This is a genomic window from Microbulbifer mixtoriginis (SeqCode) (genome assembly GCF_052467945.1).
Map to the genome: position 1 here is coordinate 3,235,597 of NZ_CP174328.1, position 26,404 is coordinate 3,262,000.

Sequence of the window (26,404 nt, forward strand, 5' to 3'; positions counted from 1 at the left end):
CCGCCCCTCCTGCCAAGAGAATCGCTTCTAGATGGCAGGAATATCAATGACGGAAAAGACAAAAAAGCAAAAGCTGGTTGTGATTGGTAACGGCATGGTCGGGCACCACTTTCTTGAGCAGCTGGCAGAAAAAAATGAAAGCACCGGTTTTATCGTCACAGTCTTTTGTGCGGAAAACAGACCTGCTTATGATCGAGTACATCTATCCGAATACTTCGCTGGGTGCAGTGCGGAAGATTTGGCTATGGGTCATATTGAGCAATATCGACAATGGGGTTTTGAGCTAGAGCTCAACAATCCCATAGCTTCCATCGATCGCGAAAAGCAAACTGTTACCACCCAGACTGGAAGCTTACATAGATATGATCAGTTGGTCCTCGCTACTGGCTCCTATCCTTTTGTGCCCCCCATCCCAGGGCATCAACACGAGCGCTGCTTTGTCTACCGCACCATCGAAGATTTGAATGCGATTCGCGCAGCTGCGTCTAACGCGCAAAGTGGCGTCGTTGTCGGTGGTGGCCTGCTCGGTTTGGAAGCGGCAAACGCCTTGAAAACCCTGGGGCTTGACGCCCATGTGGTGGAATTTGCTCCAGGACTGATGTCCACTCAGCTTGATGAGGGCGGCTCCAATTTACTGCGAAAAAAAATCGAGGCCCTTGGCGTTACTGTACATACCAGCCGAGCTACCGAACTTATTACAGACGCTGACGGCCGCTTGCGTATGCAATTTAAAGGGGGGGACGAACTGATTACCGATATGATCGTCTTCTCTGCAGGAATTCGCCCTCAAGATGAGCTGGCAAAATCCTCAGGGCTGCAAGTCGGTGAGCGAGGAGGTATTGTCATCGACAACCGCTGTCGTACATCAGACCCCAACATTTTTGCCATCGGTGAGTGCGCTCTCTATGAGGGGCAAATTTTTGGCCTGGTGGCTCCAGGCTACAGTATGGCTCGCACCACCGTCGCACAGCTCATTGGTATGGAGACGTTTTTTAATGGTGCCGATATGAGCACTAAATTAAAACTTCTCGGTGTGCAGGTTGGCTCTATTGGCGATGCTCACGGCCGCAGCGAAGGCGCTGCAGCAATTACTTTTGTCGATGAGCAGAGCGGCGTGTACAAGCGTATGATAACCGATGCTACAGGCCAGAAACTGCTCGGCGCTGTACTGGTTGGTGATACTGGGGATTACGATACTCTTCTGCAATATCATCTCAATGATATCGACCTGCCAGAGCACCCGGAACAACTGATTCTTCCCTCAACTGACGGAGCGGAATCACTCCTTGGTGCTTCCGCTCTCCCCACTAATGCTACCGTGTGCTCCTGTTATAACGTGAGTAAAGGGCAAATTCTGGATGTTGTACATGGCGGCTGTCATACCTTGGCTGAAGTGAAGGATGCCACCAAGGCCTCCACGGGTTGTGGTGGTTGTGCCGCATTGCTGAAGGATATCGTCGATAGTGAATTAGCCGCTCTGGGAATGGAGGTCAAAAATCATCTCTGTACACACTTCCCCTATAGTCGCCAAGAGTTGTTCCACATTATTCAGGTGGAGGAAATTAAAACCTTCGATGATCTCCTTCAAAAGCATGGTAGCGGCAAGGGCTGCGAAGTGTGTAAACCCACCGCCGCCTCTATTTTCGCCTCCCTATGGAATGAACATATCCTGGAGCAAGCCCACGTTGGCCTGCAGGATACCAATGATACGTTTATGGCGAATATGCAGAAAAATGGTAGCTACTCTGTAGTACCGCGTATTCCCGGTGGAGAAATCACCCCAGAGAAACTCATCGTGATTGGCGATGTTGCCAAACGCTATAACCTCTACACCAAAATTACCGGTGGCCAGCGTATCGATTTGTTTGGCGCACGCCTGGAACAACTGCCGGAAATTTGGCGGGAACTCATTGATGCGGGATTTGAAACCGGCCATGCCTATGGCAAATCTCTGCGCACGGTAAAGTCCTGTGTAGGTAGTACTTGGTGCCGCTTTGGTGTGCAGGACAGTGTTTCCATGGCCCTGCGTGTAGAAAACCGTTACAAGGGGCTTCGCTCCCCACACAAAATAAAGATGGCTGTATCGGGCTGTACACGCGAGTGCGCCGAGGCGCAGAGCAAGGATGTGGGCGTTATCGCCACAGAAAAAGGCTGGAACTTGTTTGTTGCCGGCAATGGCGGCATGCGCCCGCGCCACGCCGATCTATTCGCTACCGACCTGGATGATGAAACCCTGATTCGCTATATCGATCGTTTCCTAATGTTCTATGTGCGTACTGCCGATAAATTGCAGCGCACCTCGGTATGGCTGGAAAGCCTTGATGGCGGACTCGACTATCTACGTGAAGTCATTATCGATGACAAATTGGGAATCTGTACCGAGCTGGAAATCCAGATGGAACGCGTTGTCGATAGTTATCAGTGTGAATGGAAGTCCGCAATCAACGATCCGGAAAAACTTAAACGATTTCGTCAGTTTGTTAACAGCAATGAGAGTGATGAAAAAATTATTTTCGTCAAGGAACGCGGCCAGCCCCGTCCGGCAACTATTGAAGAAATAATAGAAACTGCTGAATCCGCATAGAGACAATCCTATACATTTAATTTATGAAAATTTAATTATAATTGCTGATTTTTCTCTTAATCCCGCAAGGAAATTGTTATGCACCAAGCCAGCGCCAGACAAAGCTCACATACATCCAATGCCATAACCCACCCCCATTGGCTGCCGATCTGCCAAAGATCAGATTTAGTCAGCAACTCCGGGGTGTGTGCCCTTTGGGGCGATACCTCCTCAGAAAAAACAGACTATCTAGCAAAACCTGAGAGGAAAGGTATCGCCCTATTTTTTTTACCGGGGCAAGAGCGACAACTTTACGCCGTTGACAACTGGGACCCGATCGCACAAGCTGGCATTATTTCACGGGGAATAATCGCAGAACTGGATGGTGAATTAACTATTGCCTCACCACTTTATAAACATCACTTTCGCCTTGAAGATGGCGTTTGTATGGAGGACGGTAATATCCAGCTTGCCACTTACCCTTTAGCATTTAATGGAAATACCGTTTATATCGGTTGTGATAAATAAGCAAGAATAATAATGGCAGTAAAGGAATACCTAAGCACCCAGCGTTCCTGCACTACCTGCCCCTATTGTGGGGTGGGCTGTGGAGTAACTATTAACAAGGAAAAGCGGCAAAGTACTTCTGTAATTTCCGTCACAGGTGATAAACAACACCCCTCTAATTTTGGCCGTTTGTGTGTTAAGGGCTCAGCCCTTGGGGAGACACTCGGTGAGCATGGAAGACTCTTACGCCCACATTTGCATGGCGAAACCTGTGACTGGGATACCGCTATGTCTTATGTGGCCAATGAATTCGCCCGCAATATTCACGAGCACGGCCCGAATTCAGTAGCTTTTTACCTTTCTGGGCAACTCCTTACTGAAGACTATTATGTTGCTAATAAATTAATGAAGGGGTTTATTGGCAGCGCCAATATTGATACCAATTCTCGCCTTTGCATGTCCTCAGCCGTAGCAGGATACAAGCGCGCCCTGGGTGCAGATGCCGTGCCCTGTTGTTATGAGGATCTGGAAGAGGCAGACCTTATTGTTTTAATAGGCTCTAACGCCGCTTGGACCCACCCGATACTGTTCCAGCGTATGCAGGCAGGCAAGGCCAAAATAGTAGTCGTTGATCCGCGGGCTAGCGCTACCAGCGAGATGGCCGATCTGCACTTGGCGATAAATCCCGGCAGCGACGCAGCACTATTTAATGGTCTGCTTAATTTCCTCGCCCAGCACAACCGCCTCAATCACCACTATATTCAGCATCATACCCAAGGCTTTGAGCTGGCTCTGGAAGCGGCCCAGCATTGGTCCCTACAGCAAACTGCACTGAGTTGTGGTGTACCTGCAGAAAAGCTATTGGCTTTCTTCCGTTTGTTTGCCGAAACGGAAAAAACACTTAGCTTTTACTCCCAAGGGGTTAATCAATCCAGTAGCGGCACAGACAAAAACAACGCAATCATTAACTGCCACCTGGCAACAGGTCGCATTGGCCAGATTGGAGCTGGTCCTTTCTCTATTACCGGCCAACCCAACGCGATGGGGGGGCGTGAAGTAGGCGGCCTGGCCAATATGCTCGCCGCCCATATGGAGTTTAAAGAGAGTGATATCGATCGGGTGCGGCGCTTCTGGGATGCTCCCAATATGGCACTGGCCCCCGGACTAAAAGCGGTGGATATGTTCCATGCAGTGGAGACCGGACAGATCAAAGCAATCTGGATTATGGCCACTAATCCCGCGGTGAGTATGCCTGAAGCAGAGAGGGTGACTGAGGCACTACGTAAATGTCCACTGGTGATTGTTTCCGATTGCATCGCCGATACCGATACCGCCCGCTGTGCCGATGTACTACTGCCGGCCACCGGCTGGGGAGAAAAAAATGGCACAGTTACCAATGCAGAGCGGCGTATTTCCCGGCAGCGCACTTTTATCGATCCCACTGGAGAGGCGCGTCACGACTGGCAGGCTATCTGTGATTTGGCCAGCCGCCTAGGGTTCCGCGAGCAGTTTAACTTTACCCATCCCGCAGATATCTTTCGAGAACATGCACAATTGTCAGGTTTCGAAAATAACGGCAGTCGCGCCTTTGATATCTCACTCTTTAATAATATTGAGCAAAATGAATACGATGCGCTTGAACCAGTACAGTGGCCGGTAAATCGGGAAAATCCCCAGGGTAGTGCACGATTATTTGGCAATGGAAAATTTTTCACTGAAACTGGTCGAGCCAATTTTATTGCTGTCAAGCCGCGTACGCCCCAGCAACAAATAAGCCCTAGTTATCCCCTATGGCTAAACAGCGGCCGCATACGTGACCAATGGCACACCATGACCCGTACTGGCCGCGCGCGGAAATTACTGGATCACAGTGAGATTGCCGAAATTCAGATAAACCCCAGAGACGCGCGTAAATACGGTATAGACGAGGGCGTGTTGGTAGAGTTACACAGTGCCCAGGGTAGAATGTGCGGACGTGCGGTATTAAACAGTGGCCAAAAACCCGGTGAGCTATTCGCTCCTATTCATTGGAGCCAGACCTTGGCCCAAGAGTCTAAAGTCAGCGCCCTTGCCGCAGCAGAAGTAGACCCAATTTCCGGTCAGCCCGAATTTAAGCAGGTACCGGTTCAGCTGCAAGCCCTCGCCTGTAAGAGCTTTGTCACCCTTATTTGCCCGGAACCACTGGCACAAAACCTTTGGCGCTGGCTACAAACCCATGTGGAAGAAAATCTACTGCACTGGTATCGAGTGCCCTGTCAAAATGGATATCGCTTTGAGTTGGCGCTCAGCGCCCCTTTGGATGGTCGCCAACTGGGTGCCCAATTACTACAAAAAAATCCAGATATACGCTGGCAGCAAATAGAGACCTTAAATAGCCAGCGTTGGCTCGCTTATAGCGAACAAATAGAGCTGCTTATTTTTTCCAGTAATGATTGGCAGACACTTCCTGATCGACGCAGCCTGGAACGCTACCTACAACTGGAATTACTTGAAAACCCTGCCCAGTTTCTCCAGGCAATTCCACCAGGTGAGCGCATAGTATGCACCTGTATGCAGGTTTCACGTCCACAGATTGAAAAAGCAATCAACCAGGGGGTCAATTCCATTGATGCGCTGGGTGACGCCTTGGGTTGCGGGACCCGCTGTGGTTCCTGCAAGCCAGAGATTTCCCAGCTGCTGCGCACGAAGCTGCAGCAAAATGCACAGAACCAGGCAGTTGCGGCGGTGCTGGAAACAGAGATTGTCAGATCGGCAAAAGACCTGCGGGAGAAATTTGATAAGGCTTATAGCGCTTAAGACCAATATTGTTCGATAAATTCATATCCAAATGCGCGGATTGCGTTTTTCTCAACAGCACTCCGCGCAAAGGCATAGCACTAGTCGCAATACACGCCCCACCTGGCCCATAAAGCCTCACACCCCCTACACTTAGAGCCGTTAATACACTGGCGCAGATATTTGGATCAAAGGTTTCAACCGCAGCCATTATTGGCTTTTAGCAGCGGTGGCGGTTATTTGTATTACTTTTTATTCGCCAGATTAGCGCCCGCCACAATTATAGGGAATTCCAGTGTTCAAAATTCAACATATTGACCATGTAGTGCTGAGGGTTAAATCCCTGGCTGCAATGCGCGATTTTTATGAAGGAGTCCTCGGCTGCACCATGGAGCGAGAGAATAAGGAATTGGGTCTCTATCAGTTGCGCGCAGGGCACTCATTGATCGATCTGGTTCCAGTTGATCAAGGCATCGGTCGCGAGGGTGGTACAGCCCCAGGCATAGAGGGGCGTAATTTACATCATTTCTGTTTGCGTATAGACCCTTTCGAAGCCGATAAAATCATTGCTTATTTGAAGGGGAAGAATATTGAACCCTCCGCGCCACAACAGCGCTACGGTGCCGAAGGCATGGGCCCATCAATTTATATTTATGATCCCGAGCAAAATTTAGTGGAACTCAAAGGCCCCCCCAAATTATTGAAATAACAGTATCCATCATTCGCCAGAGAGACATGCAACGATGAAAACCGAAGTGATCGAATATGCGGTAGATGGCAAGTCCTATAGCGGCTATATCGCCTGGGACGACACAACTCAAAAAAAACGTCCCGGCGTTATGCTGGTTCACGAATGGTGGGGTCACAATGCCTTTGTACGCGAGCAGGCGGAAAGGCTCGCCGGGCAGGGTTACTGTGCATTTGCGGTGGATATGTTTGGTAGTGGCAAGCAAACCGATGATCCCGCTGAAGCCCTGCAGTATCGCGATGAGGCACTTGAGAATCCTGTATCCCTCGAGGCATGTTTCCGCACCGCCCTCACCCTGCTTCAACAGCATAAAGTTGTCGAGGAAACTCAAGTCGCTGCTCAGGGCTATTGCTTTGGTGGTGGCGTAGCCTTGACCATGGCACGCCTCGGTGTGGAACTTCGCGGCGTGGTCAGCTACCACGGAGCCCTGGCCAGCGAGGTTCATACTAAAAAAGGGGGAGTCCAAGCGGAATTATTGGTTTACACCGGTGGTGCCGATAGCATGATCCCACCGCAACAGGTCGGCGCTTTTGTGGCGGAGATGCAGGAGGCCGAGGCCAAATTTACCCTGGTGAGCTACCCCGGCGTATTACACGGCTTCACCAATCCTGCCGCAACTGAGCGCGGGCAGAAATTTGGCCTGCCGCTGGCCTATAACCAGGAAGCCGCGCAGGACGCATGTCTGGGCACTCTGGATTTTTATCGGAAAATTTTCCAGTAGTTTCAATCAAATATCTCAGGGGCCGAATAGTTCACCCCGTCAAAATACTCCGCTACTTGCCAATATCCAGATAGCGCGCCCCAGCCCCCTGCTCTGCAGCTTGGTCCCCTGGATTGCGGAGCGGGCAGCTCTCCATGGAAAGACAGCCGCAGCCGATACAGCCTTCCAAACGGTCGCGCAGCTGGGTCAGCTGGCGAATGCGTTGGTCCAGTTCCTCACGCCAACCGGCGGAAAGCTTGGCCCAATCCTTCGCGGTGGGTGTACGCCCATCAGGAAGATTAGACAGGGCCTCGCGAATTTCGGCGAGGGGAATACCAGTGCTCTGTGCCACCTTGATAATGGCCACACGTCGCAATACGTCACGCGAGTAACGCCGCTGATTGCCGCTGGTGCGCCAGCTGCTGATCAGCCCTTTACTTTCATAAAAATGCAGCGCACTCACCGCTACATCACTACGCTCTGCAACCTCACCTACGGTCATCTCACGGCGGCATTTCTTGTTTCCACAAACCGACTCTTTCTTTTCACTGGTATCAGACATCAGATGTCTCCGACAACTATTGACCTCAATATTACTTGAGGTTTTACACTGCGCAGCATTCCATTGCAAGCCCAGGGAGAATCATGATGAACCGTAACAGCAAACAAACCTACCCAGTCACAGAAATACCGGCTACAACTGCCACTTCCCTTTTAGTGGCAGCACAAAGTCAAAGTATCAGCCTGGCGGTGCAAGAGGGGCTATGCCAACCAATCACCTCCATGAGCGTAGAGAATAGAGAAACCGATAGCGGAGGGCGCCGGTGATACTTAACAGCGCAGCACCAACCCACGAAATGGCGGAATCAGCTATACCGGTGCCGATGCGATTCACACTGCTGTGCCTGGCGGCGCTCACAATTATGTCTGGTGCCACCATAGCGCCATCCTTACCGGCACTGGAGGCACATTTTGCCCAGCATGAAGATATTGCCCTGCTCAGTCGCCTGATTTTGAGCCTACCGGCATTAATGATCGCTCTATTTGCACCTATCGCCGGGTTTATATCCGACCGTTATGGTCGCAGGAAATTGCTGTTACTGGCGGTAACTGTTTACGCCCTGGCCGGCATCTCTGCACTGTTACAGGAAAACTTGGTGGGACTTTTGGCCAGTCGCATCCTTCTGGGAATTGCAGTGGCGGGCACAATGACTTCAGTCACCGCCCTGGTTGGTGACTATTTCAGCCCCATTCAAAGACAAACCTATATGAGTCAGCAGGGCGCCTTTATCAGCCTCGGCGGAGTTGTCTTCCTTTTGGCCGGTGGACTCTTGGCAGATTTACATTGGCGCGCGCCCTTTGCTATTTATGCAGTGGCACTACTACTAATCCCTGCCGTGTTGCGTTTTCTGCCAGAACCTACATGCAATCGCATTGAACCACTCCCCAACAATGTCACGAATGGAAATCCCGATTGGCCAGCATTCGCCTTGTTGCTGGGTGCAGCCCTACTAAACAGCCTTATCTTTTTCCTGATTCCCACACAGCTCCCATTCCTGCTAAAAGAGATTGGAGCAGACACCCCCAGCCTCGCGGGCATTGCCATTGCTGCCAGCAATTTAATGGGTGCTCTGGCTTCACTGGTTTTCTACCCTCTGGCACGTAACTACTTGGGAAAAAGTGGCGTTTTTGTGTTAGGTTTTACTGTTATGGCCTGTGGTATGGGGCTGATCGCCGAGGCAGATTCATTTAATGCGATAATAATGGCCACCGCGATTTACGGCTGCGGTATGGGGACATTGATCCCCCATATTTTCGCCACCGGGCTGGAATCTGCCACTCCCAATATTCGTGGGCGAACATCTGGAGCTCTCGCCGCCAGTGTTTTTATCGGACAATTTATCTCACCATTTATCAGCCAGCCCTGGATAGAACGTTTTGGCCTCGCCAGTGGTTTTTCCGCAGCCAGCACTGCGCTGCTACTTTTAGCCTCCCTGGCACTGCTCCTGCATTGGTTAAAACCGAAGCCCTCCGCAAAAATGTTTTTGCAGTAGGATCTATACACACTAAAAATATTTTGGCCGAGCTGCCTGTGAGGCCACGCTTAGGAGAGAAAGTGAAACCGATAATTTCTGTTAGAGATCTCGACAAGACATATAGTGGTGGGTTTAACGCCCTAAAAAGTATTGACTTGGATATTCAACGGGGTGAGATCTTCGCACTGCTCGGCCCCAATGGTGCCGGCAAAACGACTCTGATCAGTATAATCTGTGGCATCGTCAATCCTGGTCAGGGCAACGTTACAGTCAATGGTTACGATATCCAACGTGATTACCGCCACGCACGGCGCGAAATTGGCTTGGTCCCCCAGGAAATTGCCACAGATTCCTTTGAGAGCGTGCTTGGCGCAATTCAATTTAGCCGCGGCTTGTTTGGCAAGCCGCCCAACCCCGCTTACCTGGAGAAAATCCTTCGACAGCTTTCCCTATGGGAAAAAAGAGACAACAAAATTGTCACCTTGTCCGGCGGTATGAAACGACGCCTGATGATCGCAAAGGCCTTATCCCATGAGCCCAGCGTACTCTTCCTGGACGAACCCACCGCCGGGGTCGATGTGGAACTGCGCCAGGATATGTGGGGGATGGTGCGCGACCTGCGCGACTCAGGCGTAACCGTTATTCTCACCACGCACTATATTGAAGAGGCGGAGGAGATGGCCGACCGGGTCGGTGTTATTAATCGCGGTGAATTAGTATTGGTTGAAGATAAAAAAACTTTAATGCAAAAAATGGGGGAAAAAGAGCTCAGCCTGCAATTACCCACGCCTCTGGAAACTATTCCTGACAGCCTCTCTGACCTGCCACTGCGCCTCAATGGAGATGGTAGTGAACTCATCTATCGCTTCGATATCAAGAGTGAAAATACCGGTATTACGGAATTCCTTCGCCGCCTCACCTCTGCAAATATTGAATTTCGCGATTTATATACCAGGGAGAGTTCTCTCGAAGAAATATTTGTCAATCTGGTGCACTCTGCACAGCACCAAGGCGAGGAGCAACTCAGTGGGGAGGCACAATAATGAACTGGTATGGTATTGCGGCAATTTACAAATTTGAAATGTCACGGACTTGGCGCACATTGATACAAAGTGTCGCTTCTCCGGTACTCTCCACATCCCTGTACTTTATTGTTTTTGGTGCCGCTATCGGCTCGCGTATGGGAGACATCGAAGGTGTGAGCTACGGGGCCTTTATTATCCCAGGCTTGTTGATGTTGGCGCTTTTGGGAGAAAGTATTGCCAACGCCGCCTTCGGTATCTTTTTCCCGAAATTTTCAGGCACTATTTATGAAGTGCTATCGGCACCGGTATCCCCCTTTGAAATTGTCGCCGGCTATGTCGGCGCTGCGGCCAGCAAGTCAATTCTGCTCGGGCTACTAATCCTTCTCACCGCGCGATTTTTTGTGGACTATGAAATCCTTCATCCATTCTGGATGGTCACATTTCTGGTGCTAACCGCCGTTAGTTTTAGCTTATTCGGCTTTATTATCGGCATCTGGGCCGATGACTTCCAAAAACTGCAAATTATTCCGCTAATGATTATTACCCCCTTAACCTTTCTCGGTGGGGCTTTTTATTCCATCAGTATGCTGCCGGAGTTCTGGCAAAAAGTGACTTTGTTTAATCCAGTGGTTTATCTGATCAGTGGTTTCCGCTGGGCATTCTACGGTGTGGCCGATGTAAACCTGGGCCTCAGCGTGGGAATGACATTACTCTTCCTTTTCCTATGCCTGGTAACAGTCTGGTGGATTTTCCGCACCGGTTACCGCATTAAAACCTGATCGGTGAGAGTTTAGGGATGGAGGAATTTCACGAAGGTGGCTGTGCCTGTAGTGTTGTACGATTTCGCGCCACTGGCCAGCCGCGCCGAGTGAGCCTCTGTTCCTGTAGCTGGTGTCGGAAACGTACCGGTAGCTTAATAGGCGTATCGGTGTATTTCGAAAAAAACAATGTAGAGTTCATTAGAGGCGGGCTGAAAAGTCACCGGTTAATGTCCGATGCAGGCCGTTGGATAGAGTGCCAATTTTGTGGGCAATGCGGCAGCGCCCTCAGCTGGACACTGGAATTTCTCCCAGAGTTTCGCGGCCTAGCTGGGGGCGCCTTCGACAACCCAGTATTTATCCGACCAGAGCGTTACGTCTACTACCAAAACAAGCCGGGCTGGCTGGAAATAAGCGGCGATATCAACCGTTGCCCAGCGATGCCGGAAAACCCCAACCAGTAGCTTGTCAGCGGTAACCCCGCATAAAAAGCGCCACTGCCTTGCGCACCCGCTCGCGCCGCTCACCCTCGGCCTGTACCTCACAACAACCGATCAATACCCGCATGTGCCGGCAACCCAGCAGTATGCCCATAAAGTCCTCGGCGGCCTCGGCCGGGTCTGCCACCTGCAGCTTGCCCATCTCGGTAGCGCGGCGCAGCAACTGCTCAATATCTCGAAGGATGCGCTGGGGGCCCGCATCGAAAAACAACTGAGCAAGTTTTGATTCCTGCGCCGCCAGAGCACATAAAAGCCGTAACAGGCGGATACTATCCTCGCTATCCACCATGCTTAGAAAAGCCTGACCAATACGCTCCAGTACCTCTGCCACCGAATCCCCCTCTTTCAGATCGAAAATGGGCAGGGGCATCATCATCTCGCAGCGGGAGGTAATCGCAGCACTGAACAGCGTCTCTTTATCGGAGAAATGGCTGTACACCGTCAGTTTCGATACGCCCGCAGCAGAGGCCACCGCATCCACACTGGTAGCGGCAAAGCCTTTGGTCAGAAACAGCTCTTTGGCTGCATCGAGAATGGCCTGGCGTTTGGCCAGATCCTTGGGACGCCCGCGCTGGGCGGCCGTCTGAGTCTGTTCAGACATAGCACTCCATATACTGGACTCGCCAGTTTAATAAATTTACTATACTCGCTAGTATAACATTACCGGCCGCCCGGCCATGACTCGTCCACTTCCGGACTTACCTTGTCGCCTCGCCGCCGAGGAAGGGAGCCCCTATGTACCGATCGCTACTCTTCGCTGCCCTGTCGTTCAGCCTGCTGTTGTCCGCCTGCGCGCCATCAGAGTCCACCGAACAATTAGAAAAACCCCGCCCAGCGGTGATGGTCCAGCCACAAGTGGCCAGTGCCCAACAGGATTTTTATCCCGGCGAGGTGCGAGCCCGCTTCGAACCCGCTTTGGCCTTTCGCATCAGTGGCAAATTACAGCGGCGCCTGGTTAATGTAGGCGACCGTGTTGAGCAGGGCCAACCGCTGGCCGAACTGGATACCGAAGACTTGCTCCTACAACTGGATTCCGCACGCGCACGCCTCACCTCCGCCGTGGCAGACCAGCGCCTGGCCAGCAGCGAGCTGGGGCGCCACCGCAAACTATTGGAGCGCCAGCTGGTCAGCCAGTCACAGTTCGATGCGGTGGAGACCCGTTTCGAAGCCAGCGATGCGCGCCTGCAACAAGCCAAGGCGCAATTAGACGTAGCGCGTAATCAGGCCGCCTATGCGGAACTGAAAGCTCCAGAGAGCGGTGTTATCGCCCGCCGCATGGCCGAGGCTGGCCAGGTTGTCGCCGCTGGTCAGGGGATTTTCGAACTTGCCGCCGACGGCGAACGCGAAGTGCGCATCGATTTACCGGAGCAGGCAATTAGCCATTTCCGTGTCGGCCAACCTTTGACCGTAGAGCTCTGGTCGCAGCCCGGTAAATCCTTCCCCGCCCAGGTGAGGGAACTCTCCCCCGCCGCAGATCCGGTATCCCGCACCTTTGAAGCACGCGTGGCCTTTACCAATAAAACCACCGGCATTGAAATAGGTCAGAGCGCCCGAGTATTCGTTCCCAAAGCAGTGGCCACCGATGTTTTACAAGTACCCATGTCGGCAGTGAGCGCCGATAACGGCAAAGCCTTTGTCTGGGTACTGAACCGCGAACAACAAACCCTGCATAAAACCGAAGTCACCGTAGGTGCCTTCGGCCAAGAATTTGTACCGATTTTCTCTGGCCTGCGCGCCGATGATTGGATCGTTGCCGCTGGTACGCACCTGTTATTGGAGGGACAACAGATTCGTCCCGTGGACCGTATGAATCGCCCAATCGATCCGGACCGCGCGCTTGCCCAGCAGGACTAACTAAACACCACCCCAAAATAACAACTGGACTGAACGCTAAAACGCGCTCCGATGAAATTGCCGAAGCACTGTTAGTTCGATCAATCCATGCTTCCATACAGAGAAATAACCATGGGCTTTAACCTTTCCGAATGGGCGCTGAAAAACCGCCCGCTGGTACTCTACGCCATGATCGTGCTGGGATTGCTGGGCGCTGCCTCCTACACACAACTTGGGCAAAGCGAAGACCCTCCCTTCACTTTCAAGGTAATGGTGATCAATACCCTTTGGCCCGGCGCCAGTGCCGAGGAGGTGTCCCGTCAAATTACCGAGCGGGTGGAGAAAAAACTGCTGGAGACTGGTGACTACCAGCGTATCTCCTCTTTCTCCCGTCCCGGCCAATCCCAGGTGTTGTTTGTCGCCCGCGACGATATGCACTCGCGCTACATCCCCGATCTCTGGTATCAGGTACGCAAAAAGGTCAGGGATATCCGCCACACCCTACCACCGGATATCCAGGGCCCGTTTTTTAATGACGAATTCGGCACTACTTTCGGCAATATTTATGCGCTAACCGGCAGCGGTTTCGATTACGCCCTAATGAAAGACTATGCCGAGCGCCTGCAGTTGGCACTGCAGCGGGTCAAGAATGTGGGCAAGGTGGAATTACTGGGGCTGCAAGATGAAAAAATCTGGGTGGAAATTTCCAATACCAAGCTCGCCTCTCTGGGGATTCCCCTCAGTGCAGTGCAAAGCGCACTGCAGTCGCAAAATCAGGTTGCCGATGCGGGCTTTGTAGATACGGTGAGCGACCGCGTGCGAATTCGCGTGAGCGGTCAATTTCACTCGGTCGATGAAATTCGCCGCTTCCCCATCACTGCCGGCGGACGCACCCAGAGGCTGGGTGATATTGCCGAAGTACACCGCGGTTTCAGCGATCCTGCACAACCTCGCATGCGCTTTATGGGCGAAGACGCCATCGGCCTGGCCGTTTCCATGAAAGAAGGCGGTGATATCCTCAAGCTGGGCAAACAGCTGGACGCCACCTTTGCCGAGTTGCAGGAAGATCTGCCGATCGGTATGCAGTTACGCAAGGTGTCCGACCAACCCGCGGCGGTGAAACGCGGTGTGGGGGAATTCCTACAAGTATTGGCGGAGGCGCTGGGCATTGTCCTGCTGGTGAGTTTTTTCTCTCTCGGCAGCCGCCCCGGCTTGATCGTGGCGCTATCGATACCATTGGTGCTGGCCATGACTTTCGCACTGATGAATTACTTCAATATCGGCCTGCACAAGATTTCTCTGGGCGCCCTGGTACTCGCCCTTGGCCTGATGGTGGACGATGCCATTATCGCCGTGGAAATGATGGCCATTAAAATGGAGCAGGGGCTCAGTCGCCTGAAAGCCGCCGGCTTCGCCTGGACCAGTACCGCCTTCCCCATGCTCACCGGTACCTTAATCACCGCCGCCGGTTTCCTACCCATCGCCACGGCGGAATCCGGCACCGGGGAATACACCCGCTCAATCTTCCAGGTGGTCACGCTTTCCCTGGTTGTCTCCTGGATTGCCGCAGTCATATTCGTGCCCTACCTGGGCCATTACCTTTTGCCCAATCTGGCTCGCCACAATCACAGTGGCGAGGTTCAGGACCCCTACCAGAAGCCCTTTTACCAGCGCTTCCGCCGCCTGATTACCTGGTGCCTGCGCCACCGCAAAACTGTCATAGTGGCAACCCTGGCGATCTTTATTGGTTCCCTGGCACTTTTCCGCCTGGTGCCCCAGCAGTTCTTCCCCTCTTCCGGGCGCTTGGAACTGTTAGTCGATCTCAAGCTGGCCGAAGGCGCCTCGCTGAAGTCCACCGAGTACCAGGCCAAGCGACTGGAAACCCTGCTGGATAAAAACGACCTGGTGGAAAACTATGTGGTGTATGTGGGCACCGGCTCACCGCGTTTCTATCTGCCATTAGACCAGCAGTTACCCGCGGCCAGCTTTGCCCAGTTTGTAGTGATGACACGTAACGTAGAGGAGCGCGAGCAGGTACGCAGCTGGCTGATCGAAACCATGGAGGAGGAATTCCCCACTCTGCGCAGCCGGGTATCCCGCCTGGAAAATGGCCCACCGGTTGGCTATCCAGTGCAGTTCCGCGTCTCTGGTGAGCATATTGGTGAAGTGCGCAGCCTGGCCCGCCAGGTTGCCGAGCGCGTGCGGGAAAATGCCAAGGTCACCAACGTCCACCTGGACTGGGAGGAACCCAGTAAAACCGTCAACCTGAATATCGATCAGGACCGCGCCCGCGCTATGGGCGTGAACAGTGCCTCGCTCTCCCGCGCCCTGCAAAGCTCACTCACCGGTATTACCGTTAGCCAATACCGCGAAGACAATGAGCTGATTGACGTGCGTGTGCGCGGCGACGAGCAAGAACGCTACGCCCTCAGCCAACTGGGTAACCTGGCGGTGCAAACCGACAGCAGTCGCAGTGTCCCCCTGAACCAGATTGCCACCCTGGAGTACGGCTTCGAGGAAGGGATTATCTGGCACCGCGATCGCCTGCCCACCGTCACAGTACGTGCCGATATTTATGGTGAAGAACTGCCCGCAACCGTGGTGAATGAAGTCTGGCCGCGCCTGCAGAACATTCGAGAGCAACTGCCACCGGGCTACCTGCTGGAAGTTGGTGGCAGTGTGGAGGAATCCGAGCGTGGACAAAAATCAGTGAATGCCGGTATGCCGCTGTTTGTGTTGGTTGTATTCACCTTGCTGATGCTGCAGCTGCGCAGTATGTCCTTGTCCACCATGGTCTTCCTCACCGCGCCTTTGGGACTGATTGGAGTTACCTTGTTCCTGCTGCTGTTCGGCAAACCCTTCGGTTTTGTCGCCATGCTCGGCACCATTGCCCTGGCCGGTATGATTATGCGCAACTCCGTCATTCTGGTGGATCAAATACAGCAGGATATCAGCCAGGGCTTGAGTACCTGGGAGGCAATTATTGAGTCCACTGTGCGGCGTTTCCGCCCGATAGTTTTAACCGCTCTGACTGCGGTATTGGCGATGATTCCACTGTCGCGCAGTGACTTCTTCGGCCCCATGGCTGTCGCCATTATGGGGGGACTGATCGTTGCTACTGGCTTGACCCTGATCTTCCTGCCAGCCCTGTATGCAGCTTGGTTCCGAGTGCGAGAGGAGAAAACAGAGATAGCAGTAGAAACGCCAACGGAGTTAAGTGGTGCTGAACCCCAAGCATCCTGATAACTACAGATGCTTTAATAGACTGGCTCAAGAAAGCCCCTAAATAAAAAGGCCTGGATAGAAATATCCGGGCCTTTTTATTTCAGCAACTTTTAAGTGTCACCATCAATAAAGGGTCAAGACTTCTTGGATTTTGCAGCCAGGGAGTCATACACAATACCAGTCCATATATCTGGTGTCATAAAACCCTGTCCATACTGTTCGTCAAAATCTTTGGTGGGTTTGGCAGCAATGACTTGGTCACGGCTTTGGCCATTATCGACCAGCTTCTGGATACGATCCCTCAGGGTCTGCAACATATCCCGTTGCACTTTTAACTCCGCAGGACTACTCAGAGGGCCATGTCCTGGAATGATTTTGGTGTTTTCGCCAGAAAGCGCCAATGCGGTGTCCATTGCTTCAATCATGCCATCCACCGAACCGCCAGATGAAAGATCGATAAATGGATAAGTGCCATTAAAATAGATGTCACCCATATGAATCACATCGGCTTTGGCGAAATGCACAATAGAGTCACCATCGGTATGGGCTGGGCCAACATGCTGCACCTTCACCTCATCACCATTCCAGTGAAAAGTAGTGGCATCGGTAAAAGTGATTACCGGCAGTGCTGCCAGCGGTGAGGGCTCTACCTTACGCTTAAAAGCCTCTATAAACTGTTCGGTACTCACACGTTTACGCACATTCTCATGGGCAACGATCAGGGCACCGCTTTTACCCAGATTTTCATTGCCGCCAGTATGATCGCCATGCCAATGGGTATTGATCACAAAGCGCAGCGGCTGATCTGCCAAACCCGTCACCGCTTTCTGTATTTTTGCGGTGAGTGGCGCATATTGGTCATCCACCATAAAGGTGCCGTCCTCTCCGACCAGTACTGCGATATTGCCGCCAGCCCCCTGGAGCATATAAACATTTCCTGCCACCGCCTCACTACTAATTTCTACTTTGGCAAAGCGGTCTTCCGCCAATACCGGGGTAATGATTAGAGACGCTAACAGCACCCCAATACCTGCAATCTGCTTCATAAACATTTCTCTGTTGTTATTGTCATATTGTTTTTGCGATGTTGCTCAATTTAGGAAGCCCGTTCAAGTAGCTTTGGTTCTACCTTCGGCTCCCGACTGGGCAACATACTCATCAATATATCCGGGCGGTCGGTAACAATACCATTCACTCCCATATCGATATAGCGCTGTAGATCGGCCCGCCCATTTACAGTCCACACAGAGACGTGCAGGTTAAGCTTACGCGCCGCACGCATAGTGCCCCTGGAAACCACATTGAGCCCCCAAAATTGCATGGGCAATTGCATAGTTTGATAACGGGGGGCTAGCAGGCTTTCCGCGCGCAGTAACTGGGCAAAAAATAGAAGGGTCGCCTCCCAGCTTGTAGAACCCGTCGCCGTCTCCGGGCTCAATCGTCGAAATTCCAGTAGAACCTTGTGATTAAATGAGGAGACGATAACCTGATTGTTCTTGCCAGTACGCTCGAGCAAAGCGCTCAACTGTCGTGCGGCCCGTAACTGTTTACTTTTTATATCCAATATTAGTGGCGTCTGACCCACTATCTGTAAAGTCTCTTCCAGAGTAATTATTTTCAAAGATTTATGTCGATAGGGGTAAGATTCTTGATCACGACTCCAGTGGTAAGCTGCATTTAAGTTACGCAGTTGAGCCAGGGTAAAGTCCTCTATGAACCCACTCCCATTGGTTGAATCTTCCAGATCAGGATCATGGCGTAAAACCAAATGCCCGTCAGCACTAAGCCAAACATCTATTTCAATAGCATCCACCCCCTGCATCACCATATTTTGCAGAAATTCCTGAGTATTCCCCGGGAAAAGCCCATTGCCACAATCATTGCCATGTGCGATAACCATAGGCCCTTTGCATGAGGGTAGCTTTAATGCTGATTTTGGCGCAATGCCAGAGCGGGCATATAAGAACAACACAAGCAAAAGAAAGAAAAAAATAAGTAACATTGACATCTATTTCAAAAACCTAAGATCAATAAAAAGACGCTAAATTGATTTATCTGGGCAGCAATCATTAATTAAACAGCAGTCAGACACTAGTGGCTCCTCCTGTAGACACTTCTTTCTCAATATTTATTTCTGACTTGGATTGGCTTACTGGTGATTTCGACTTATCCGACGCAACATCTAATTCTGAAGCTTTACGAAACTGCCAATAAGTATGCTGCAACCAAAGAGGCAGAAATATTATTAGGTCATAGATACGATTAAGGAGTGTGCCACAATTTATTGCAATAACCGCCAGAAGACGTAAGCCCACTGATAACACATTCAAGAAAAATACTAAGACACTACCAAACACCGTGCGGGCAGATGATACAAATTGCTCCAAGGGTATTGCGATAAAGGCCAGGACCAAAGGGAGCGTAAAACCCAACATCATTTGTATAAGCCCGAGAGTCCAGTAAGCGTTTACCTCAGTAACAGCAGAACCGCTCGTTTCAGATAACCCCGTAAGCAACTGATCCTGTTGCAATAGTAACTCCCTTGAGAGTGATAGCCCCGCCTCAATAGAGGCCAAACACAAGAGTAGAAGTACCCCAATCCACAGCAAACGCTTCCGTACTGAATCAGTTAATGCGGAGATCGAAGGAAATAATCGCGTAATCCGCAAACACTCCATAACCACAATACCAGTGACAATTTGTACGAAGATTAAAATCAAAGCTGCAACATCCGCTGTCCCATATCCCCCCAGAAAGCTGTTACTTCCAATGATTTCCGCCACAGGCCTGGCAATTAATTGGTGATTCAACCAAACCCCTGCCATTATCAACAGCAATACCAGTAAAGAGATAAAAAAACGACTAAAAAAAGAGGTGGATAGAAGACGTAAACTGCGATCACTCTCCTGTAATACCTCCTCGTAGCGTGTCATATGCTCATCCAATACTTTGCTACGGTAAATTACAGATTCCACACTCTTATTCATTCTTCCCAGAGTTTTCAATATGGAACGCCAACCAGGCATCATGCGCTTTAGTAGCTGATGACGCTCCCTTATAGACTCCCGATAAGACTCCAGAGCTTTATTTTCAGCCTTGCGCATAGAGTGATTAATAGTCTCCAACACATCTGCCACAACTGTATCGTCTGGAGTAGGAATTTCCGCCACAGAGCGGATTGCCCGGGCCCAGCTTGATGGCTCTGGAGGAACCTCTGCGCTACGCACATAATCATCATCTATGGTTGTCATCTGCTCACACAAATGACGATGCAACGTAGGATATTGTGCCATATCCCGCTTTAAACTACTTTCTATTCGCTCAAACTCCCTTTCAATTTGCCACTCTGTTACCTCACGACCTCTAGCCAGCAGTACCTCTCGATTGCGTTCACGGAGGCCCTGCCCCGCAAGCTCAACAGCGTGTGCAGAAAACAATAATGAGCGATGAAATAGTCTTGCCAGGGAATAAATACTTCTATGAATAGGCCCTCTAGCTAAGAAAAATGTAATAACTGCCAAACTCACCCATAGCCAGGATGGTAGTGTCTCAAATAGGTGACTCATGACGTTACTTTTCCCTGTGGAACCGAGCGATATCACATCCTAACAGCTGAAACTTTGACAATCGCCCAAAATATCACACTTTGTGTTGCTATATTGCGTCACTTGCTAGCAGGCATGATTCACTATCTATTTATTGCTTCCTAATGGTAAAAATTGGACCACAGTCATCCCAGCATCACTACTCACAATATCCCTCCTGGAAACACCATAATCCAGAGCTCATACCAGCACTTTCCCGCCCTCAAAAACCCCCAACCTCATCTAAAGACTACATCAGTGACATATTCCACAGGTCACTTAAAAAACAATCAATAAGTAACTACCCTCATACGTATATTTTAACTTCAGAGTTAAATTTGCCATATATTCACAAGCAAGCCTTAGAAAGAAAGAATCTTAGAAATCAACGCTAGCACCCAACTGACTATTCCTAACCAACAACCCCCAGCCAACTTTCCCATTCAAAATAGAGACAAACTCAAAAACAAAAAGCAAAACTTAATCAATCACATAAAATTCAACCAATAAAAATTACTGACGACATCATTCACTGCTCCCTTACCGTGAAATAAAAACAGGCATCATATTTTCCAGAACACCTCACACCCACGACTACACTCCAAACTAAATTCTCAGCAAATGAGTTATTTTCCCTAAACAAAGAGGTACTTAGCGTTAACAGCAATATTTTTTTGAGGTCTTCAAAGATCAACCAGGAAACTTAAACGACAGGAGTCGACAACGGATTTCGCTCTTCGAGTTGAGAGCTATCCATTTGTTTCAAGGAGAGGTACGAGGTATATGCCGGTTCTTTTTTTTAGCAATTCCGGCCTTCAGGGCGATCTTTTATTTTCACTATTTTCTCAGTCTATTCCCATGCCATGGGAGAAAGCCTGTATAGGAAAACAAAGGCACTGTCTACAACACTACGAGGCGATAATCATTGATTGCTGGCAGATTGGCATCAACAGCTACTCTAAGGATTTTCTTTCTGACTTAAAGAAAATCAGACACTCAAAAGCAATTCTTATTAACTTTCCTGCCGACTTACCAACCCACATCTCAGAAAAACTGCGGCAAAGTGGTTTTTATTTGTTGTGTGACAATAACATTAGCCAGGAAAAACTTATTCAAAGACTCAGTACAGCCATTCACAGCTGTGAAAGCAGTCACGCTGATAATTCGCAATCCCCCCTTCCTCTCACTCGTAGAGAACAGGAAATCCTAGGGCAACTAACAACGGGAGAACCCAATAGCGTCATCGCTACGAAACTACACCTGAGCGAACACACCGTTAAAAATCACATGTATAACATTTTTCGGAAAATCGGCGTGAAGAATCGCTTACAAGCTAGCAACTGGGCAAAACTCAATCTCCAGGAAGAGAGAATATGAGATTAACCCCGCTGATTTTCATTCTTCTCACAACTGTAGGCTTTGCTCAGGATGACACCAGAGTTCCTCCTGCAGACACTGACTCAGGAAGACTTGAGGATGAAATCAGCGGGTTTAATATCGACAGAACAATTACCCGAACAGGCCACGACTTTGCCAGATACCTTAGTGAATATAGAAATCTGAATTATCCAGATGCCACTTACAATTTAACGGTTTACGAGCGACCCTCAGCTCGTTGGGGAAACTTAATATGGGTTACCTACAACGACAAAATTGTATTTCGACGATTTATCAGCCCAAGTACCAACAATATTCATCGCCTTGCAGATGAAGCAGCCCAATACATTCATCAAACGGTCTTAAAAGATCGGGTGAGCAGTGCCCTAATAGATAATTTTGATTTGGGAAAGGACGAATTCTAATGAACAAAGATTACCTTATTTATCCAGCTAGCCTGGTAGCCACCCTATTCTCGTGTGGCTCTGTGATCGCGACTGAATTAATTTATGAGCCAGTAAACCCGAATTTTGGCGGCAATCCTCTTAATGGAACCTACTTGCTGCAAAGCGCGCAATCTCAGGATAGCCACGAAGACCCCGACAAGCATGACAGTCTCTACGAACAACCAAGTGCCCTGGATCGCTTTACTGACTCATTGGAAACAAGACTACTCAATCAACTGCTAACGGATGTCGGCGACGGCAATAGTGGTGAGTTAATTACCGACGATTTTATCGTACAGATCGTCGATAACGATGGCGTTCTTACGGTACTAATCACCGACAGAAGTACTGGGGACAAAAGTGAGATCGTTGTCAGTGGTCTCAATCCCACAAATTAGATAAGAATCAACACTGAAGGAAAACTGGCAATGCGCAATGCAATAACAAAAGCCTTAGCCTTGCCCGCACTGGCGTTTACTCTCACACTAAGCGGATGCTCAGCATTTAAAAGCCTTGGTGATGCCCTATTTGGCCCTGGGCGGACTGATGCCATGCTAACTCCACGAATGAATACCTATCGGGATTTGGTGAATCTTCCTGAACCTAAAGGAAAGATATTGGCTGCTGTATATAGTTTCCGTGATCAAACCGGACAATACAAGCCAGCACCAAACAGCAGCTTCTCCACTGCGGTTACTCAGGGTGGAGCCGCTATGTTGACCGATGTACTCAATGAATCCGGTTGGTTTATCGCATTGGAGCGTGAAGGCTTACAAAACCTTTTAACCGAGCGAAAAATTATACGTGCCGGGCTCAGTAAACCCGATGCTCCAGCCAATAATAATATTCCTCTACCAACTCTAATTGCAGCTAACGTACTGCTTGAAGGCGGAATTGTCGCCTACGATCAAAACATTCAAACCGGTGGTGCCGGAGCAAGGTACTTTGGCATCGGTGCCAATGAGCAATACCGCGTCGATCAGGTGACGGTCAATCTAAGAGCAATCGATATACGCTCGGGCAGAATATTGCACTCTGTATTGACATCAAAAACTGTTTACTCCAAAGCAATCAGTGCCGATGTATTTCGTTATGTTAAATTCCGACGCTTACTAGAGTTGGAAGCCGGGGTAACATATAACGAACCAGCACAACTTGCTATGCTTTCAGCTATGGAATCTGCGGTGATTCACTTGATCAGTGAGGGGATTGTGCATAATTCTTGGGCCTTAGCGAATCCCGATGAAATTAACAATCCCATACTGCAATACTATTTAAACGACAGCACCGTTATTATGTGACGGTGAACTGGGATCAGGCAGTACAACGAAGTAGAGTAAATTATGTTTGGCAGTCAGAAAAATCACCTCTTATTCCTTCCAATAGTTATCGGATTGTGTACCGGGGGATATACAAAAAGTTGTACAGCGTCTGATTTGGATGCCAGCAGTGAACTCGCCTTAAGCAGCGAATTGAGCACAGCTAACCTTCTATCAGTCTCCAATCTCACAGTAATCAACCAAGAAGGTGGCGTGAACAATGTTAACGTACGGCAATCGGGCCGAACCAATTATACTTCTGCTCACCAAGATGGTAATAGAAACAGTCTTTCGGTAACACAGGCAGGAGAGAATAATATTGTACTTTCACGTCAAATAGGTGAACAAAACCTGAGCGGATTAATCCAGGTGGGCTATGAAAATCTGATTAATATAGAGCAATATGGTACAGCTAACTCCGCAGGTATATCCCAATTCGGCACACAAAACAGTGCTCAAGTGGAAGAAATTGGCATGCTACACAAAGTTAATATCTATCAAAGTGGCCATGGCCTACATACTTCTGTAACTGTAATAGGCACCGCGACCACTACCTCTATCCGCCAATTTGACTGAAATTACGCAACTCTGAGCCCCCTTAAACCTAACATCTCAAATATCTGTCAGAATTAGCAGCCTGACAGATTCCCATAAAAACATCTTAACAACAAAAGTAATGCTAAAGAATAACAACCTATTTTTCTTATTAAATTCTTCAACCTTGTGATCCAGAGTAATCTAGCTGCGTAAAAACATAAGTAGTGGCCATTTGAGCAGAAAATCCCTTTATGAAAACTGATGTTTTTTGAGAGCCAAATCACACATTAAAAATCAAGCCACAACAAAAGAACTATATTCCTATCTATTAGTGACTTATGTCCTATAGCGTACCTTCGCTTTACAGACAAAACTCAATACATATCTGATCAAATGTTGTTTTACACCTCTTGGACATTTTGTCATGCAGACTTTAGGTTGTTTAGAGATCAATTTCTCAAAACCAAACTGGCCCTCTCTCAAGAGTGGTCCCCAATGCAGTATCTGGGAGACAACACACCTCCACAGTGACAGAAAATCTGTTAAGCAAACCTAGTAAATTAGTAAATTGAAGTACTAATTTCTGATTTATTGTTTCAGCCAGAATTCTACGATGCAGCTATTCCAGGAGTTTAGGAAACCTGTATTGTGAATCCATGACATCTGGAAGATGTCAGTAATTCCAGTACTGTGTGTGCTGGATCAAAACGTCAAGAGTAAAGGAGTATCGCATGAAGGCGTTAACCCCCATCGCAGCCGCTATTCTACTCAGCGCCAGTGGTGCTGTTTTAGCATCAGGTAATATCACCCATCAATCTCAAACTGGTATTGGCAATAGCGCCACATCAACGCAAATAGGACCGGGCAACGATAACAATTATGTAAATCAAACTCAAAACGGATTCTTTAACGACTCTGATGCAACGCAGACTGGTGGTAGCCAAAGTAATAATATCCACCACAATCAAACTGGAACTGGCAACAGTGCATCATCCACTCAAACCGGCGGGCTTCTAAATAAGGCCTCAGTTGTTCAGCAAGGTAGTGGAAACGTCGGTATTACTTCACAAGCCGCCCCAGCATTTATGTCAGAAGCATCTATTAATCAAGCTGGGGAAGCAAACTTTGGCTTTATATCGCAAACCGCTTCAGCTGGTGATAAAGCAGCAATTAACCAAGTAGGTGAGGCGAATTTTGCCACAGTCACTCAATTTCTGAGTGTTGGAAATAGCGCTACAGCAAACCAGTTTGGCACGGCAAATATTGCAACAATGACCCAATTTCTCGGGGATCACAATACTGCTGTTGCGAATCAAGTTGGCACCGTGAACATTGCCACCCATACCCAAACCGGTTCATCAAATAACTCAACATCTACGCAAGTAGGCACTTTAAATGGTGCTTTGCATCTCCAAGGTGGTGATAATAATTCTATATTCACATCACAATTCGGCACCCTAAATGGTACGGCAGTTGCTCAGAGTGGCTCTCACAATGGTGTATTGACTACACAAGTAGGTACACTAAATGGTTCCGCTGTTTTTCAGGATGGCACCTTCAATGGTGTAGCAAATACGCAATTAGGCTTGCTTAATGGCGCTGCCGTTCTTCAGGATGGTGCTTTCAATTTGGTGTCAAACGTGCAAACAGGCATACTAAATGGCTCCGCCGTTCTTCAGGATGGCGCTTTCAACGCCGTATCAACCATACAAACCGGCATTTTAAATGGCTCTGCTGTTCTTCAAGATGGCGCTTTAAACGCCGTATCAACTATACAAACCGGTATTTTAAATGGCTCTGCTGTTCTTCAGGATGGCGCTTTCAACGCCGTATCAACTGTGCAATCAGGCATACTAAATGGTTCCGCCGTTTTTCAGGATGGCGCTCTCAACTTAGTATCAACCGTGCAAACCGGTATTTTGAATGGCTCCGCCGTTCTTCAAGATGGCATTGGTCATACCTCACTGACTGACCAAAACGGTTTATTGAACGCCTCTCTGCAGGCACAATTTGGTTCCGGCCATCATGCGTCAACCACGCAGACTGGTATCGCCAACTTCCACTCCACAGCTCAATTTGGCTCTAATGAAATGGCTTTAGCTATTCAAAATGGAGTAGGAAACGTCGGCACCATTTTGCAGTAGTAACTACTGTAGTTCCTTAGAGAGAAAATATCATTTGGCGGTCATTATTTGATCGCCTTTTTTATTAAAGAAAAGTAACAAAGAATATTCTTAAATATCTATAAGATAACAGCCTTAACAAGAATATTTAAAAGATAAAAAACGATTGTAGCAATACAAGCACGGAACTCCAAATAAACTGACTCCTATTAATTTACTGATGAAAATAACATACTTTCTTCTCAGCTTATCAATACTTACAACCTATGGCAGCTTCTTTTTTTTCTACAAAACTTTAACTAAGGCAAAGTTGATATTCACGAGGCCGCCATGCCCTAACAAAGAAAT

23 protein-coding genes are annotated in these 26,404 nt (G+C 49.2%); 18 read left to right on the forward strand and 5 right to left on the reverse strand.

The annotated features are described in order from the left end of the window. The first annotated feature begins 46 nt into the window (after window positions 1–46). From nirB to ACJJIJ_RS14200, 5 genes are all read left to right on the forward strand, one after another. Window positions 47–2,584, forward strand: a complete 2,538-nt coding sequence (gene nirB / locus ACJJIJ_RS14180; protein WP_444937682.1) for a nitrite reductase large subunit NirB — start codon at window positions 47–49, stop codon at window positions 2,582–2,584. 78 nt (window positions 2,585–2,662) lie between these two features. Further along, the gene (nirD, locus tag ACJJIJ_RS14185; protein WP_252083207.1) at window positions 2,663–3,091 is read left to right on the forward strand and encodes a nitrite reductase small subunit NirD; all 429 of its coding nucleotides are present in this window, start codon (window positions 2,663–2,665) and stop codon (window positions 3,089–3,091) included. 12 nt (window positions 3,092–3,103) lie between these two features. Continuing rightward, the gene (locus ACJJIJ_RS14190; protein ID WP_444937683.1) at window positions 3,104–5,866 is read left to right on the forward strand and encodes a nitrate reductase; all 2,763 of its coding nucleotides are present in this window, start codon (window positions 3,104–3,106) and stop codon (window positions 5,864–5,866) included. A 274-nt stretch (window positions 5,867–6,140) separates the two neighbouring features. Then, window positions 6,141–6,554, forward strand: coding sequence for a VOC family protein (locus tag ACJJIJ_RS14195; RefSeq protein WP_444937684.1), 414 nt, complete (start codon window positions 6,141–6,143; stop codon window positions 6,552–6,554). Window positions 6,555–6,588: 34 nt separating this feature from the next. Then, window positions 6,589–7,314: a dienelactone hydrolase family protein gene (locus tag ACJJIJ_RS14200; protein ID WP_444937685.1), complete on the forward strand. Its 726-nt coding sequence runs from the start codon at window positions 6,589–6,591 to the stop codon at window positions 7,312–7,314. A 52-nt stretch (window positions 7,315–7,366) separates the two neighbouring features. Here the strand turns inward: ACJJIJ_RS14200 and soxR are convergent, their stop codons facing one another. Further along, window positions 7,367–7,855 (reverse strand): redox-sensitive transcriptional activator SoxR, encoded by a 489-nt coding sequence (gene soxR / locus ACJJIJ_RS14205; protein ID WP_444889479.1) that lies wholly within the window; start codon window positions 7,853–7,855, stop codon window positions 7,367–7,369. A gap of 83 nt (window positions 7,856–7,938) precedes the next feature. Between soxR and ACJJIJ_RS14210 the strand changes: the two genes are divergently transcribed. The 5 genes from ACJJIJ_RS14210 (at window position 7,939) to ACJJIJ_RS14230 (ending at window position 11,576) form a co-directional block, all read left to right on the forward strand. Beyond that, on the forward strand, window positions 7,939–8,121 hold the full coding sequence (locus ACJJIJ_RS14210) for a hypothetical protein (protein ID WP_444903101.1): 183 nt from the start codon (window positions 7,939–7,941) through the stop codon (window positions 8,119–8,121). After that, window positions 8,118–9,347, forward strand: coding sequence for an MFS transporter (locus ACJJIJ_RS14215; protein ID WP_444937686.1), 1,230 nt, complete (start codon window positions 8,118–8,120; stop codon window positions 9,345–9,347). The genes ACJJIJ_RS14210 and ACJJIJ_RS14215 overlap by 4 nt, the downstream gene beginning before the upstream one ends. Before the next feature lie 62 nt (window positions 9,348–9,409). Further along, a complete protein-coding gene (locus ACJJIJ_RS14220; RefSeq protein WP_444910430.1) occupies window positions 9,410–10,372 on the forward strand; it encodes an ABC transporter ATP-binding protein in 963 nt (320 codons plus the stop codon). Beyond that, window positions 10,372–11,133 carry an ABC transporter permease gene (locus tag ACJJIJ_RS14225; protein WP_252083213.1) on the forward strand — a complete coding sequence of 254 codons (762 nt, stop codon included), beginning with the start codon at window positions 10,372–10,374 and terminating at the stop codon, window positions 11,131–11,133. The genes ACJJIJ_RS14220 and ACJJIJ_RS14225 overlap by 1 nt, the downstream gene beginning before the upstream one ends. Window positions 11,134–11,150: 17 nt before the next feature. After that, the gene (locus ACJJIJ_RS14230) at window positions 11,151–11,576 is read left to right on the forward strand and encodes a GFA family protein (RefSeq protein WP_444937687.1); all 426 of its coding nucleotides are present in this window, start codon (window positions 11,151–11,153) and stop codon (window positions 11,574–11,576) included. Window positions 11,577–11,580: 4 nt separating this feature from the next. Here the strand turns inward: ACJJIJ_RS14230 and ACJJIJ_RS14235 are convergent, their stop codons facing one another. After that, a complete protein-coding gene (locus ACJJIJ_RS14235) occupies window positions 11,581–12,213 on the reverse strand; it encodes a TetR/AcrR family transcriptional regulator (RefSeq protein WP_444937688.1) in 633 nt (210 codons plus the stop codon). 134 nt (window positions 12,214–12,347) lie between these two features. Between ACJJIJ_RS14235 and ACJJIJ_RS14240 the strand changes: the two genes are divergently transcribed. Both ACJJIJ_RS14240 and ACJJIJ_RS14245 read left to right on the forward strand, forming a co-directional pair. Then, window positions 12,348–13,466: an efflux RND transporter periplasmic adaptor subunit gene (locus ACJJIJ_RS14240; RefSeq protein WP_444887125.1), complete on the forward strand. Its 1,119-nt coding sequence runs from the start codon at window positions 12,348–12,350 to the stop codon at window positions 13,464–13,466. Window positions 13,467–13,577: 111 nt separating this feature from the next. Further along, window positions 13,578–16,688: an efflux RND transporter permease subunit gene (locus ACJJIJ_RS14245; RefSeq protein WP_444937689.1), complete on the forward strand. Its 3,111-nt coding sequence runs from the start codon at window positions 13,578–13,580 to the stop codon at window positions 16,686–16,688. Between the two features lie 116 nt (window positions 16,689–16,804). On the opposite strand, the gene ACJJIJ_RS14250 is transcribed toward ACJJIJ_RS14245, so the two are convergent. The 3 genes from ACJJIJ_RS14250 to ACJJIJ_RS14260 form a co-directional block, all read right to left on the reverse strand. After that, the gene (locus tag ACJJIJ_RS14250; protein ID WP_444937690.1) at window positions 16,805–17,716 is read right to left on the reverse strand and encodes an MBL fold metallo-hydrolase; all 912 of its coding nucleotides are present in this window, start codon (window positions 17,714–17,716) and stop codon (window positions 16,805–16,807) included. 50 nt (window positions 17,717–17,766) lie between these two features. Continuing rightward, window positions 17,767–18,570 carry a glycerophosphodiester phosphodiesterase family protein gene (locus ACJJIJ_RS14255; RefSeq protein ID WP_444937691.1) on the reverse strand — a complete coding sequence of 268 codons (804 nt, stop codon included), beginning with the start codon at window positions 18,568–18,570 and terminating at the stop codon, window positions 17,767–17,769. A gap of 184 nt (window positions 18,571–18,754) precedes the next feature. Further along, window positions 18,755–20,197 carry a hypothetical protein gene (locus ACJJIJ_RS14260; RefSeq protein ID WP_444937692.1) on the reverse strand — a complete coding sequence of 481 codons (1,443 nt, stop codon included), beginning with the start codon at window positions 20,195–20,197 and terminating at the stop codon, window positions 18,755–18,757. Window positions 20,198–21,037: 840 nt separating this feature from the next. Here ACJJIJ_RS14260 and ACJJIJ_RS14265 point away from each other — a divergent pair. From ACJJIJ_RS14265 to ACJJIJ_RS14290, 6 genes are all read left to right on the forward strand, one after another. Continuing rightward, window positions 21,038–21,631 carry a helix-turn-helix transcriptional regulator gene (locus ACJJIJ_RS14265; RefSeq protein ID WP_444937693.1) on the forward strand — a complete coding sequence of 198 codons (594 nt, stop codon included), beginning with the start codon at window positions 21,038–21,040 and terminating at the stop codon, window positions 21,629–21,631. After that, complete coding sequence (locus tag ACJJIJ_RS14270; RefSeq protein ID WP_444937694.1) at window positions 21,628–22,056, forward strand: CsgE family curli-type amyloid fiber assembly protein; 429 nt, start codon at window positions 21,628–21,630, stop codon at window positions 22,054–22,056. Before ACJJIJ_RS14265 ends, ACJJIJ_RS14270 begins: the two co-directional genes overlap by 4 nt. Then, window positions 22,056–22,475, forward strand: coding sequence for a curli assembly protein CsgF (locus ACJJIJ_RS14275; protein ID WP_252083223.1), 420 nt, complete (start codon window positions 22,056–22,058; stop codon window positions 22,473–22,475). The genes ACJJIJ_RS14270 and ACJJIJ_RS14275 overlap by 1 nt, the downstream gene beginning before the upstream one ends. Before the next feature lie 30 nt (window positions 22,476–22,505). Further along, window positions 22,506–23,378, forward strand: a complete 873-nt coding sequence (locus tag ACJJIJ_RS14280) for a CsgG/HfaB family protein (protein WP_252083224.1) — start codon at window positions 22,506–22,508, stop codon at window positions 23,376–23,378. Between the two features lie 42 nt (window positions 23,379–23,420). Beyond that, window positions 23,421–23,972, forward strand: a complete 552-nt coding sequence (locus tag ACJJIJ_RS14285) for a hypothetical protein (RefSeq protein WP_252083225.1) — start codon at window positions 23,421–23,423, stop codon at window positions 23,970–23,972. A gap of 692 nt (window positions 23,973–24,664) precedes the next feature. Further along, entirely contained in the window at window positions 24,665–26,077 is a 1,413-nt protein-coding gene (locus tag ACJJIJ_RS14290; RefSeq protein ID WP_444937695.1) for a beta strand repeat-containing protein, read from the forward strand. The last annotated feature ends 327 nt before the right edge of the window (window positions 26,078–26,404 follow it).